Below are 13,107 nucleotides of genomic sequence, written 5' to 3'. Positions count from 1 at the left end.
GTAGGGGTTAGCACTGCTAAACCCGTACAGTAGTCAGAATATTTGATTAATTGGTAGATGATCAAATATTACGTTTGCAGGTGTGCTTTAAAAAGCCTACGGGCGAAGTATTCGGGCGAGCAATTATAAATTTTTGTCCCAGGCTATTTTCCGAATGCTTCGCCCCTACTTTGGTTTTGTGTTAGCATTCGCCAAAGTAAGAGAGTTATCAGAATTACAGTAGGCAACAAAACTAAAATCAGCGCGTTTAATGATGTACCTGGGATTAACACCATTGGTCCTGCATACTTAATCAAAAACGAGATGACAGTTGACAAAAGAAGTAGTTTCAGCAAGAAGAATAGTTGATTTTTCATAAAAGTGCGGGAATACACATTTTTTTGGTAGGGTATACACGAATTTAGACTTGAAGATTGATTCTGAACATTCTCTACAATAGGAATCAGACACAAAACTTTACTTGTGCATCTTCCTACCGTAGTAGCTCTGAATGTAATTGGTAGATTAATACCTATAGCTATAGCATTATACCAATTTTCTTTGGGAAATGCTCTAGTAATTCTGCTAGTTACGGCTATTTTTAGATTGGTCAGTTAGTTTGCAGCAAGATTAGCATCAAAATTGATAATTGACAATTGACAATTGATAATTGTTTCATTCAAGGTTTAAAACCTCCTCTTTCAAGGGGAAAAAGTCCAAGATTCCGCTTTTTCAAGACTCTGAATTTAAAGGAGAGGTAATTGTTAATTGATAATTGACAATTGATAATTGACAATTATTGAGCCATTAGCAATGAGCAAATTTTATAGAGGTAAATTATCATGCCTGTAGAAACAAATAATAATAATAAGAACAAAATGAAAACGCCAAAAATTCGACAGTTTGGTGGTAGCTTCCTAATTTTACTAACTTTGTTATTGCTGCTGAATTTGATAGTTCCCAGTATTTTAGGACCACGATTGCAGCAAGTTCCTTATAGTGATTTTATTGATCAGGTAAAAGCGGGTAAAGTGGAAAAAGCAGTTGTGGGGAGCGATCGCATTGAATACGCAATCAAAACCGAAAATCCTGAAGGTAAAACCGTGGAACAGGTATTTAGAACCACACCTGTTGCTATTGATTTAGATTTACCCAAAATTCTGCGGGAAAATAATGTAGAATTTGCCGCACCTCCACCAAATGAAAACGCCTGGATTGGTACTATATTAAGTTGGGTTGCTCCTCCATTAATTTTCTTTGGAATTTGGGCGTTTTTAATGAGTCGTCAAGGTGGAGGACCAGCAGCATTAACAGTTGGTAAAAGCAAAGCGCGGATTTATTCTGAAGGTAGCACTGGGGTAAAATTCCCAGATGTTGCAGGTGTGGATGAAGCAAAAGCAGAATTAGAAGAAATAGTTGATTTCTTGAAAAACGCTGCTAAATACACAAATTTAGGAGCAAAAATTCCCAAAGGTGTCTTATTAGTTGGACCTCCAGGAACTGGTAAAACATTATTAGCAAAAGCTATTGCTGGTGAAGCGGGTGTTCCTTTCTTTAGTATTTCTGGTTCTGAATTTATTGAATTATTTGTAGGGGTTGGTGCTGCAAGAGTTAGAGATTTATTTGAACAAGCAAAACAACAAGCACCCTGTATTGTTTTCATTGATGAGTTAGACGCTTTAGGTAAATCTCGTGGTGGTGCTGGTGGTTTCGTTGGTGGTAATGATGAAAGAGAACAAACATTAAACCAATTATTAACAGAAATGGATGGTTTTGATGCTAACACTGGTGTTATTATCATCGCTGCTACTAACCGTCCTGAAGTTCTCGATCCTGCTTTACGTCGTCCTGGTCGTTTTGACCGTCAAATTGTGGTAGATAGACCTGATAAAATTGGTAGAGAAGCTATCCTTAAAGTCCATGCCAGAAATGTCAAATTAGCAGAAGATGTTGATTTAGGAATTATTGCTACTCGTACCCCTGGTTTTGCCGGTGCAGATTTAGCAAATTTAGTAAATGAAGCTGCATTATTAGCCGCAAGAAATAACCGTCAAGCAGTATTAATGGCTGACTTTAATGAAGCTATCGAAAGACTAATTGCCGGTTTAGAAAAACGTTCTCGTGTCTTAAATGAAATTGAGAAAAAAACCGTTGCTTATCATGAAGTCGGTCATGCTATAGTTGGTGCATTAATGCCAGGAGCAGGTAAAGTAGAAAAAATCTCTGTTGTTCCTCGTGGTGTAGGTGCTTTGGGTTATACAATTCAAATGCCAGAAGAAGACAGATTTTTGATGGTAGAAGATGAAATTCGTGGACGTATTGCCACTTTATTAGGTGGACGTTCTTCGGAAGAAATTGTATTTGGTAAAGTTTCCACTGGTGCTGCTGACGATATTCAAAAAGCTACAGATTTAGCGGAAAGAGCGATTACAATTTATGGGATGAGTAATAAACTCGGACCCGTTGCATTTGAAAAAGTCCAACAGCAGTTTATTGAAGGTTATGGCAATCCTCGACGTTCAATTAGTCCGCAAATGACGCAAGAAATTGACCGCGAAGTGAAGGAAATTGTTGATAATGCTCACCACATTGCTTTGAGTATTCTGCAAAATAACCGCGATTTATTAGAGGAAATTTCTCAGGAATTATTAGAGAAGGAAATTCTCGAAGGTGGTTATTTACGAGAAAAGCTTTCTCAAGCTCAAGCACCTGATGAAATGGATGAATGGTTGAGAAATGGTCAGTTAGATGCTGATAAACCTTTGTTGCAAACGCTCTTGGTTTAGTGTGCGATAAATGTAGGGATTTACGGTAGGGGTTTAGCAACGCTAAACCCCTACATTTTTGATTTTTAACGGAGTCTTTTTAGTGCCAGAACCAAGACGTATATTAGAGTCTCGCAATCCATAACTATCTGTAAATACTTGTTCTACCTTAATTGCTGCTCCTTTCTTTATTCTCGTAATAAAGTCAACTTTGCTCTCGATTATTGGTTTTTTTTGCTGGCATTCATGGCTGATCTCAATCGCTAAATTACTTGTCTAAATTGAGTTTCCCACTATTTTTGCTCACTGCAAATACCACCCTTAACAATTTCTCCTTTTCCTTAACTTTTCACCAATGCCTTCGTATTATCTACTGCTTTATTTATTTAAGCTGATTAATACTCATGATAACTTAACAAGTAAAGTCCAGACTGGCATCAGTGATCCCAACTAACTACCAATTTTCAACTTCTGATTCCGCAATAGCTAAAGATTTGTTGCAACTCTTAATGATTTATTTCCCTTTTCACGCCTAGACCTTGGTACACTGTATTTCATACAAATGTCATTATTGTCCTTGGTTCAAAATTAAGAAAGACACTCACTGCAAGCAAACATGGTAGATTCCCTAAAAAAACCAGGCTTTGAAGAAATGCGTCCTGGGGTGAAAGTACCCTCTAAAGAAACCCTTTTAACACCCCGGTTTTACACAACCGATTTTGATGAAATGGCGCGGATGGATATCTCCGTCAACGAAGACGAGTTAAAAGCCATCCTTGAAGAATTCCGGGTTGACTATAACCGCCATCACTTTGTCCGGGATGCCGAATTTGAACAATCCTGGGATCATATTGATGGGGAAACTCGCCAGTTGTTCATTGAATTTCTGGAACGTTCCTGTACTGCGGAGTTTTCCGGCTTTTTACTTTACAAAGAACTCGGCCGCCGCTTAAAAGATAAAAGCCCTGTATTGGCTGAATGCTTTAACTTGATGTCACGGGATGAAGCACGTCACGCTGGGTTTTTAAACAAGGCAATGTCAGACTTTAATCTATCCTTAGATTTAGGGTTTTTGACCAAGAGCCGCAATTATACCTTCTTTAAGCCCAAATTCATCTTCTACGCTACCTATCTTTCTGAGAAGATTGGTTATTGGCGTTATATCACCATATATCGTCATTTAGAACAACATCCTGAAGATAGAATTTACCCAATTTTCCGCTTCTTTGAAAATTGGTGTCAGGATGAAAACCGTCATGGTGACTTCTTTGATGCCATCATGAGAGCGCAACCCCAAATGCTCAATGACTGGAAAGCTAAACTTTGGAGTCGCTTCTTCCTGTTGTCAGTATTTGCTACCATGTATCTCAATGATATTCAGCGTAAAGATTTCTATGCTGCTATAGGTTTGGATGCACGAGAATACGACATTTATGTGATTAAGAAGACTAATGAAACTGCTGGAAGAGTCTTCCCCGTCATGTTAGATGTGGATAATCCAGAGTTTTACGAGCGTTTGGATGTTTGTGTCAAGAATAACGAAAAATTGAGCGCAATTTCCAACTCCAATACACCCAAATTCCTGCAATTCTTCCAAAAACTGCCAATTTACATTTCTCATGGTTGGCAATTGTTAAACTTGTACCTAATGAGACCCATTGATGCGGTTTCTACTCATGGTCAAGCTAGATAACTTTACTTAAATGTGTAAAAACACCAGTGGTTCTGTTGTTAACAGAGCCACTTTTTTTAGCATTTTGTATGTAATTTTAGGGAGAAAATTCGCAAAATTGAACGTCAGCAGTTGTATATTAACTAAGAAATTTAGATATAATTCCCATGCTTCAGAGTTTGACTAAAAAACTACCAATATTAGTATCTTTTTGCTTAGTAAATAGCTATAACTTTTTACCTGCGATCGCTGTAGATGTTTGTGCAGAAAACCTAACTAAAGGAGAATTTAAAATTAGCGATCGCTATGATCGAGACAGAGACAGAAGATCCTATGATCAGAATGGATATAGAGGGAGTGACGGCCGTGCCGGTAGAGATGGCCGCAACGGACAAAACCAAACTATTACAGCTAATGGTTCACCGATAAATCTTGATCTCTCAGGCACAAATGGCGAAGATGGGGAATATGGGGAAGACGCTTCTCGCCCCAGATGTGGTAGAGGCTATAAAGAAGACGAAGACAGAGATATTAACGCCCCTGATGGTGCTAACGGTGGTGTTGGTGGTAGAGGTGGAGACGGGGGAAATGGCGGTTCTCTCACCGTTTATTACAGTAATTTAGCAGACCTAAAACAGATTTTTGTCCGTGCTAATGGGGGAGAAAGTGGACGCGGTGGACGTGGTGGTCAAGGAACAGCAGGTTGTAACTGTCGTCGCAGGAGTTGGGAAGTAAAAAAATGTACAGGAACATCAGGAACTTCTGACTATAAATGTACTACTAAAGTTTATCGTTGTTACGACGGCAGAAATGGAATTGATGGCAGTGATGGCCGGGATGGTAGACGTGGCAGTTTAGGAACTTTAAGTATTATTAATAGCAAAGAACCATTAAGAGATGATACACCAACTCGTAAAGTCACAATTTCTCAATTAGCAACCCAACAATTCAACCTTTCTAAAAATAAATGGAATTTGCGTCAAGGTGCTACAGCTTTACTTGCGCCTGGTTCTATAATTGCTGATGAATATCGAGAATTTGATCGGCGTTTAGAAGGAACGTTTAAATTAATTTGGCAAGAGAAAAAACCGATAGCTAACTTTGCTAATCAAAACGTTACACTAACTTTAAATGATAATCAACAAATAGAAATTGACTTTCCTGAAGATATGTGGGTTGATGGTAATGCCAAAATTCAGGATCAATTAACTGAGTACACTGTTAATTATGCCATTCCTCAACAAGAAGTCACAAATTTATCAGTGTCCGAGTTTTCTGGTTCAGGTAAAAATCTGAATTTGAAAATAGTTGATTTAGCAGGAAGGTCTGATTTAATCAACACTCAATTTAAAGTAAAATATCGGGCAAAAGATAGCTTTTCCGGTGCTTTTGATTTCCAAACTTTTTATGAAGGGGAAATTCCTGCTAACTTAGTCACTCGTGATTATAACCGATTTATTGTGGATTTAGGGAAATTAAAAATACCTAATGATGCTCTTAGTTCTGGTACAAATGTAGAGATTGAATTAACTGTAATACGTTCTTTAGGTGAACGTTCTGCCCAACAAAAATTAAGGTGGCAAGGTTCAATTCGGAGAAATAGATAATGAGTAAATAAATCAGTTATAATTAGTTATTCACTCTTAGAAGATTTACTTTTTTCGCCAACAATTTTGTAAAGAACACTACCAGTTAAGTCTAGCAGTTGATCGAGAAAAACACCAATAACAGCGATGTAGAGTAAAGCATCAATAATGTATCTTGGGTTGTTGGCTTTATAACCATTCCAAACTAAAAAGCCCAACCCTTTTGAACCTGCAAGCATTTCTGTAGCAATGACTGTAAACCAAGCTATCCACATACCTAGTCTTAAAGCTTTAAATATGTAATAAATAGCTACGCGAGAGTTATTATCTTGTTGACGAAATTTATGAATACCTGTGGCAGTTTCCACAATTATTGCCCAAAGAACACCAACAAAAACCACAAAAATAGCTGCGGTTTCATTTTCCTTAAATAAAATCAGCGCAATAGGTAAAAAGGCGATAGAAGGAATGCTATTTGGGATTTGGAATAACCGACTAAATAGCTGATAAACTATGCCATTAATACCAATAATAAAACCAACAAAGATACCTAAAATAACGGCGGGTATGTAACCTACAAATAACCGTTGTAAAGTGGCTACAATGTCTACTAAGATACTATTTTCCATTCCTCAGTTATGATTTGAAACGTCGTGAAGATGAATAAGTAGTAATGCTCAATACCTGTGGAAAGGAAACAGAAAAATCTGATAAAAACATCTAACTAATTACAGTAGGAGTCAGGGGTCAGCATTAAAACCAGCTTTGTGTACAGGTTTCAATTTAAATTATGTACCTAATTGATCTGCGATCTGCTGTTAAATCTAATTTAAATCTAGTGAAAATCTTTCAAAAAATCAAGTTGTAATTTCTAAATTAAATATTTTTTCAAGAATTAAATTTTATGCTGTAAATTATCAAGAGTTAATAACATATTAAGGATGAAATTATAACATTTAAATTCCATCCTTTATGCTAAATCATTTACCCATGTTGCGTTTCATTTGTTCCAACTCATCTTGCGTTTCCCAACGACGAAACTTTTCTTCTAAATCATCAAACTGGCTAGAATAACTACTAGCTGGAGCTTGCCAAGTATTAGTTTCTAAACGTTGCTGAGTTTGGGCTTGTGCGCGTGCTTTTTGCGCTTCTGCTGCTTTTGCTTGGACTTCTTGACGACGCTGTTGAATTTTGCGTAGTAATTCTTGAGATTGGGTAATGCGTTCTTTTAAACCTTGCATTTGTCCCCATTTTTGATTTCCCTCCCGCAAAAGTGCGTCTTCTCTTGCTTGCGCTGGTATGGCTAAATCTTCTCTACCTGCGGACTTGGCTTTTTGGACACGGATATGCCAGCGTTGTATTTCCTGTGCTGTTTCTAGTATTTCATCTTGCGATCGCTTTTCCTGTAATTTTAAATCTGCAATCAATTTTAGTGTATCATCTTCTTGCTCTCGTAGCTGTTCTGACAGCATTTCTAACTCCAGATGGGGGTTATTTCGCAAAAATTCTTCTAAACGTGCTTCTAAAAACCGACTTAAATCATCAAATAAACCCACTGTGAGAACTCCAAATTAAAGTGGTGTGATTATTTTATTGTAATAATTATTATCTACAATGGCATTTACAAAAGCTATCAGTAATCAGTAATCAGCTATTCTCTAGATAGAGATTGAGTTAATAACAAGGATGCTCTCGGTTTGTCAAATTACACCAGTGTTAATAATAGCAATTTACAACCTATTATTGATGGTTTCAGGGTCTTGCTGATAGCTGAATGCTGACGATTAGTTTTACACTTTTATCCTATTTTGATCACAGTTTTCGCTAGTACAGTATCAAGGGATTCCTTTTAAACTTAATAAAGATTATAGAATTAGGAGTATAGCAGTTACCAGAAAATGTAGGATATGCGCTATCAAGTTAAGTTGAACAAAATAGATCAAGTCTATGCTATTTGGTGTCCTGCATTACCCGGATGCTGGACTGTAGGTGATACAGAACAGGAAGCATTAGAAAAAATAAAATATGTGATTAAAGACTACTTACAAGGATTTGATGAAATTGCTAAAAATGCCGATTTTTATTATATAGATGTACCGTGAAAATCTCATTGGTATTTTGATGTTTGAGTTATGTTTGAGTTATGTTTGAGTTATGTTTTAATTATGTTTTAATTACTTAAATTGGTGTCAACCAATAAGTAATACCGCTTATTATTTTTTCCTGTAAACCAAATTTTGGTAAACTCTCTTCATCCCAACCCAGATAAGTCCAGTGAGGTACATCTTTTGCAACAGTTTGAAACCAACCATTTTGGTTTAATGCTTCTCTTTGTTCTTGGTTAGATACTCTTAAATCAAGTGCTAAACCCCAGAGATGTTGTGAAGTTCCTGGAGGTGCAACTACACTGAGAATATTAGTTTCTTTTCCTTGTTTTACTTGTTCTAAAGTTTGGTTATTTGTATATTTCTGCCAAAATCGTAAATTGGTAGCAAAACTACGTGTACAATCACCAGAATAACCAGATTTTAAAGGTATATCTATGATATTTCTGGCTTGATTAAACGCATCTGCGGCGGCTTTTTGCAGGTAACATTCTTGTGTACCTTCAACTAGGGTTAATTGTAGATTATCCTGAATTTGTTTAGTATCCTGTTCATTATCTACAATGACTTTTGGTGGCAGTTTAATTTCTGGATTTTGATTAATAAATATTGCACCATAGGCACGAAGTAAGATATATTCATAGGTGTTAGTTTGGGGAAGATTTTGTAATTGGTAATTTATAGTATCTAAAAACTTTTTTTGTGCGTCTAATTGCTGATTGGGAATAAATCTTGATACTGATGACTCAGGATTATTTTGGCGGATAGTGATAAAGTTCGGCACCGGTTGGTTATATCTAAGATAGAGGATAGTAAAGGTACTAGAAAATAGGAAGATAATCAGGGTAGTTAATGAAATTTGTATTAAATATTTTTTGGTTTTAGGTTGGAGTCTCATGGTTGAAGATATTTTTGATATTGATGATTTTATCCTATATCAAAAATATGTTAGTTCAACATTAACTAAATCAGGAAATCAGGATTTATTGTTGGAATTTTTACTATTGTAATAACTTTAACCTGATTAAACTACAAAATTCTATAAAAGTCTGAAATGTAGGAAGATGGGTATTTTCAGATTTTATCCTATCTATTAGTTGCTGTAGGTAGAATTGTTTGACTACATCACCAGGATTTCTTTTAGAATAGTAAATATTTTTTACTCGAAAGAGTTCTTTTAAATATGCTTCATGAAATTTAGCATGAGTGTTAAAATTTTGATATTGTCCCATTAGTTCAGGACAATCTATCGAAACATCATAATAACGAGTATATTCTAATAATGGTTTATCCTGCGGGTTTCTAGTGTATATTTTACGATTTCCTAAAAACCAAGTTTCTAAACAACGATTTTGGATAATTATTACCATTTCAATATTATCCATGTCTGGTTTTTCTCTTTTCAGAAAATCGTAAATTTCTTGTTTAATTTCACTAACTGTATTTTCTTCCGCATCTAAACAAAGCACAAGATAGTTATATTTTCCATTTTCTTGAATATCTAAAATAGCATTAGGAAGATGATCATAAATTATGGAAGGATATCCATTAGCACTGAACAAATAAAAGTTATTTTTATCTACTTCATCAAAATTTTTAACCTGTTGTAATTCTGGTAAAAGATGTTTTAACCAAGCTGGATAAACTTTGTTTTCTGTTCTTTTACCTTCTACAAGAAAATAAAGGTTCATTATGCTGTAATTCCTTCCTTGTATTCCTCAAGATTCATTAATTGCATAAATGCTTGATGTCTAGATTTTCCTAAGTTTAAATCTTTCGCATCTCTAGCAGTTACTACCCCACCTTTGCGGGTGATGATTTTCCAATGTTCCATCCCAATATTATTGATAATGTAGGGATGGTGACTGGTAATGATAAATTGCAAGTTTCTATTTTCTAAAATTAATTCAGTGAGAATATCAATACAATTAACACCTAAGCTATTTTCAAATTCATCTATTAAAATTACTGTTCCTTCCGCAGATAAATACAGTTCACTGATGTGCATTAGTGTTCTCATCATTCCTGAAGAAATTTGGTGCTGATTAATCCATCTATTCACACCTTTTTCTTGTATATTAACCAAAGGATATTCTGCTATAACTTTAGGTAAATCTTCGTCTTGATCTGGCTCTAATTTTATATCTTCAACTTGGACAAAAATATCTCTAAAGTTGTCTTTGATTTGATTGAATACTTCTGGAAAGTGATTGTATGCTAACGCTAGTTTAATTTGAGTTGGTAAATTACTTTCTTGAAGATCATCTAAATTCAAAGATGAATATTTTTTGGTTAATGGAGCATACTTGATAAAATGAAATGTATTTATAGAAATTGATTGATCACTATATATTATACTATTAAAGCTGTCTTGTACAGGCGAAATATCTTCCTCTTCACTTAATATTGCTACTGCACTTTGAAAGGGGGATAATTTTGGTAGAGTTAAATCATGGAATTTAATTTCTTGATGATCTCTTTGAATAATCTTCTTATCATTTGCTAATAGAACCTCACTGATGATTCTAAATTTATTTTCTTTATTCTCTTCATCATCTAAAAGAGTTAATGAAATCTGTTGTGTTTCAAATTCTCCACTCCAATAATATTCTATACCGTTATTGGCTGTAAAATAAATCTTCCACTTGACACCATTCAATGATTTGCCATTAGCTATATTTTGTAAAGCAATGATAGATTGTAATATTTGAGTTTTTCCTACACCTGAAATACCAACTAAAAGCGTTAAATCAGAAAAAGTAATTGGTTCTAATTGCCACTCTAGTTCACGGTCATAGTAGCTTAATTGATTAATTTTCATGATTTCAGTTGATTGTACATACAAAAGATATCATCTAAATATTATCGGATTTTATATGAACATTCCAGAACTACATCCTGTAAATCCTTAAATCCTGGACATCCTGATTCTGACAACTAACCCAAATATACGCTAAAATACCCACAGTAACTAACTTTTTAAACATTTAACTTTTAATTCCTAACTACTTATGACCATGCAAAATGCTGTTCAATTCCAAGACGCTTATGATGTGATTGTAGTGGGTGCAGGCCACGCCGGTTGTGAAGCAGCTTTAGCTACTGCTCGCCTCGGTTGTCGCACTCTGCTGTTAACCCTTAACCTGGATAAAATCGCTTGGCAACCTTGTAACCCCGCAGTCGGTGGACCGGCTAAGTCCCAACTTACCCACGAAGTAGATGCTTTGGGTGGGGAAATTGGGAAAATGGCCGATCGCACCTATTTACAAAAACGCATTCTCAACTCTTCTAGAGGTCCAGCAGTTTGGGCATTACGGGCGCAAACCGATAAGCGCGAATATGCAGCAGTCATGAAAGGAATTGTCGAAAATCAAGAAAATTTGACAATTCGTGAAGGCATGGTGACAGATTTAATCTTAGGAAAAAATGATGAAATAATAGGTGTAGAAACTTATTTTGGTGTCGCTTTTGAATGTAAAGCCGTTATTTTAACCACTGGTACATTTTTAGGTGGGAGAATTTGGGTAGGTAATAAGTCAATGGAAGCTGGCCGCGCAGGTGAATTTGCGGCCGTAGGTTTAACAGACACCCTTAACCGCTTGGGTTTTGAAACCGGAAGATTAAAAACCGGTACACCTGCAAGGGTAGATAAGCGGTCTGTAGATTACAGTAAAATGGAACTGCAACCAGGAGATGAGGAAGTTCGCTGGTTTAGTTTTGACCCCCAAGCGTGGGTAGAACGGGAACAAATTCCCTGTCACATGACAAGAACTACTAAAGAAACCCATCGCTTAATTGAAGAAAACTTGCATCTATCCCCGGTTTATGGTGGATGGGTTGATGCCAAGGGTCCCCGTTATTGTCCGAGTATTGAAGATAAGATAGTCCGCTTTGCAGATAAAGAAAGTCATCAAATCTTCATTGAACCAGAAGGACGAGATATACCAGAATTATACATTCAAGGTTTTTCCACTGGTTTACCGGAAAATTTGCAAATCCTGATGCTGCGGAGTCTTCCCGGTTTGGAAAACTGCTTTATGTTGCGTCCTGCCTATGCTGTAGAGTACGATTATTTACCTGCAACCCAGTGTTATCCCTCATTGATGACCAAGAAAGTAGAAGGGTTGTTTTGTGCAGGACAAATTAACGGTACAACCGGTTATGAAGAAGCTGCTGCCCAGGGTTTAGTAGCGGGTGTAAATGCGGTGCGGTTTGTGCGGGGGCAGGAAATGATTATTTTCCCACGTGAACAAAGTTACATCGGGACTTTAGTTGATGACCTGTGTACCAAGGATTTGCGTGAACCTTACCGTATGCTTACGAGTCGTTCAGAGTATCGTTTATTGCTGCGTTCAGATAATGCCGATCAACGGATGACACCATTAGGGCGGGAAATTGGTTTAATTGATGACAGACGGTGGGATTTATTTACGAGAAAACAAGAGCAAATTATAGCCGAAAAAGAAAGACTGCATTCGACTAGAATTAAAGAGCATGAAGACATAGGGAGAGCGATCGCCCAAGAAACTCAACAAGCAATCAAAGGTTCAATCACCCTCGCTGACCTGCTACGTCGTCCGGGAATACACTATGTAGATTTAGAAAGATACGCACTAGGTAACGCCAGTCTCAACCAAGCGGAAAAAGAAGGGGCGGAAATAGATATCAAGTATTCTGGATATTTAGCCAGACAGCAAAACCAAATTGAGCAAATAGCTCGTCAAGCCAATCGAACATTGCCAGCAGATTTAGATTATGCAGCAATTGATACTCTTTCCAAAGAAGCCAGAGAAAAGCTGGCGAAAGTAAGACCCTTGACAATTGGGCAAGCAGCAAGAATTGGTGGTGTTAATCCTGCGGATATCAATGCTCTGTTAATTTATTTAGAAATCCGTAAAAACAAGGAGCAGAATGAGTTTTCCTTATTAGCAGATACAAAAATTCATTAAGGATGGGTATAGTATAGGGTGGGGGATCAGTATGATGGACTACAGAGATTT

General features: G+C 36.4%; 11 protein-coding genes. 5 read left to right on the top strand and 6 right to left on the bottom strand.

The features are described from left to right. Nucleotides 1-143: 143 nt before the first annotated feature. Nucleotides 144-356: a hypothetical protein gene (locus H6F47_RS27895; RefSeq protein WP_137667398.1), complete on the bottom strand. Its 213-nt coding sequence runs from the start codon at nt 354-356 to the stop codon at nt 144-146. 465 nt (nt 357-821) lie between these two features. Here H6F47_RS27895 and ftsH point away from each other — a divergent pair, with 465 nt between their 5' ends. The 3 genes from ftsH to H6F47_RS11470 all read left to right on the top strand — a co-directional run bounded on the left by ftsH (nt 822) and on the right by H6F47_RS11470 (nt 6,023). After that, a complete protein-coding gene (gene ftsH, locus H6F47_RS11480) occupies nt 822-2,765 on the top strand; it encodes an ATP-dependent zinc metalloprotease FtsH (protein ID WP_096567677.1) in 1,944 nt (647 codons plus the stop codon). A gap of 595 nt (nt 2,766-3,360) precedes the next feature. Further along, nucleotides 3,361-4,437, top strand: a complete 1,077-nt coding sequence (gene acsF / locus H6F47_RS11475) for a magnesium-protoporphyrin IX monomethyl ester (oxidative) cyclase (RefSeq protein ID WP_096567673.1) — start codon at nt 3,361-3,363, stop codon at nt 4,435-4,437. 146 nt (nt 4,438-4,583) lie between these two features. Then, nucleotides 4,584-6,023, top strand: a complete 1,440-nt coding sequence (locus H6F47_RS11470) for a collagen-like protein (RefSeq protein WP_137667397.1) — start codon at nt 4,584-4,586, stop codon at nt 6,021-6,023. A gap of 26 nt (nt 6,024-6,049) precedes the next feature. Here H6F47_RS11470 and H6F47_RS11465 read toward each other — a convergent pair whose 3' ends face one another. After that, the gene (locus tag H6F47_RS11465; RefSeq protein ID WP_096567669.1) at nt 6,050-6,631 is read right to left on the bottom strand and encodes a nitrate transporter; all 582 of its coding nucleotides are present in this window, start codon (nt 6,629-6,631) and stop codon (nt 6,050-6,052) included. A 351-nt stretch (nt 6,632-6,982) separates the two neighbouring features. Beyond that, on the bottom strand, nt 6,983-7,558 hold the full coding sequence (locus tag H6F47_RS11460; protein WP_096567667.1) for a TIGR04376 family protein: 576 nt from the start codon (nt 7,556-7,558) through the stop codon (nt 6,983-6,985). Nucleotides 7,559-7,909: 351 nt separating this feature from the next. Here H6F47_RS11460 and H6F47_RS11455 point away from each other — a divergent pair, with 351 nt between their 5' ends. Beyond that, complete coding sequence (locus tag H6F47_RS11455) at nt 7,910-8,104, top strand: type II toxin-antitoxin system HicB family antitoxin (protein WP_096567665.1); 195 nt, start codon at nt 7,910-7,912, stop codon at nt 8,102-8,104. A 76-nt stretch (nt 8,105-8,180) separates the two neighbouring features. On the opposite strand, the gene H6F47_RS11450 is transcribed toward H6F47_RS11455, so the two are convergent. The 3 genes from H6F47_RS11450 to H6F47_RS11440 all read right to left on the bottom strand — a co-directional run bounded on the left by H6F47_RS11450 (nt 8,181) and on the right by H6F47_RS11440 (nt 10,928). Next, complete coding sequence (locus H6F47_RS11450; protein ID WP_347239080.1) at nt 8,181-8,891, bottom strand: D-alanyl-D-alanine carboxypeptidase family protein; 711 nt, start codon at nt 8,889-8,891, stop codon at nt 8,181-8,183. 217 nt (nt 8,892-9,108) lie between these two features. Continuing rightward, on the bottom strand, nt 9,109-9,798 hold the full coding sequence (locus H6F47_RS11445) for a hypothetical protein (protein WP_190649254.1): 690 nt from the start codon (nt 9,796-9,798) through the stop codon (nt 9,109-9,111). Then, the gene (locus H6F47_RS11440; RefSeq protein WP_190347243.1) at nt 9,798-10,928 is read right to left on the bottom strand and encodes an AAA family ATPase; all 1,131 of its coding nucleotides are present in this window, start codon (nt 10,926-10,928) and stop codon (nt 9,798-9,800) included. Before H6F47_RS11440 ends, H6F47_RS11445 begins: the two co-directional genes overlap by 1 nt. A 190-nt stretch (nt 10,929-11,118) precedes the next feature. Here H6F47_RS11440 and mnmG point away from each other — a divergent pair, with 190 nt between their 5' ends. Continuing rightward, a complete protein-coding gene (gene mnmG, locus H6F47_RS11435; protein WP_137667394.1) occupies nt 11,119-13,056 on the top strand; it encodes a tRNA uridine-5-carboxymethylaminomethyl(34) synthesis enzyme MnmG in 1,938 nt (645 codons plus the stop codon). Nucleotides 13,057-13,107 lie beyond the last annotated feature (51 nt).

Source organism: Sphaerospermopsis sp. FACHB-1094 (assembly GCF_014696195.1).
GTDB classification, from domain to species: domain Bacteria; phylum Cyanobacteriota; class Cyanobacteriia; order Cyanobacteriales; family Nostocaceae; genus Sphaerospermopsis; species Sphaerospermopsis kisseleviana.
The sequence above is the reverse complement of the archived record's forward strand: the minus strand, read 5'-3'. Positions and strand labels throughout refer to the sequence as shown.

Coding starts and splice junctions, on each gene's coding strand:
- H6F47_RS27895 (WP_137667398.1), bottom strand. CDS start 356: ATGAAAAATCAACTATTCTTCTTGCTGAAACTACTTCTTTTGTCAACT.
- ftsH (WP_096567677.1), top strand. CDS start 822: ATGCCTGTAGAAACAAATAATAATAATAAGAACAAAATGAAAACGCCA.
- acsF (WP_096567673.1), top strand. CDS start 3,361: ATGGTAGATTCCCTAAAAAAACCAGGCTTTGAAGAAATGCGTCCTGGG.
- H6F47_RS11470 (WP_137667397.1), top strand. CDS start 4,584: ATGCTTCAGAGTTTGACTAAAAAACTACCAATATTAGTATCTTTTTGC.
- H6F47_RS11465 (WP_096567669.1), bottom strand. CDS start 6,631: ATGGAAAATAGTATCTTAGTAGACATTGTAGCCACTTTACAACGGTTA.
- H6F47_RS11455 (WP_096567665.1), top strand. CDS start 7,910: ATGCGCTATCAAGTTAAGTTGAACAAAATAGATCAAGTCTATGCTATT.
- H6F47_RS11445 (WP_190649254.1), bottom strand. CDS start 9,798: ATGAACCTTTATTTTCTTGTAGAAGGTAAAAGAACAGAAAACAAAGTT.
- H6F47_RS11440 (WP_190347243.1), bottom strand. CDS start 10,928: ATGAAAATTAATCAATTAAGCTACTATGACCGTGAACTAGAGTGGCAA.
- mnmG (WP_137667394.1), top strand. CDS start 11,119: ATGACCATGCAAAATGCTGTTCAATTCCAAGACGCTTATGATGTGATT.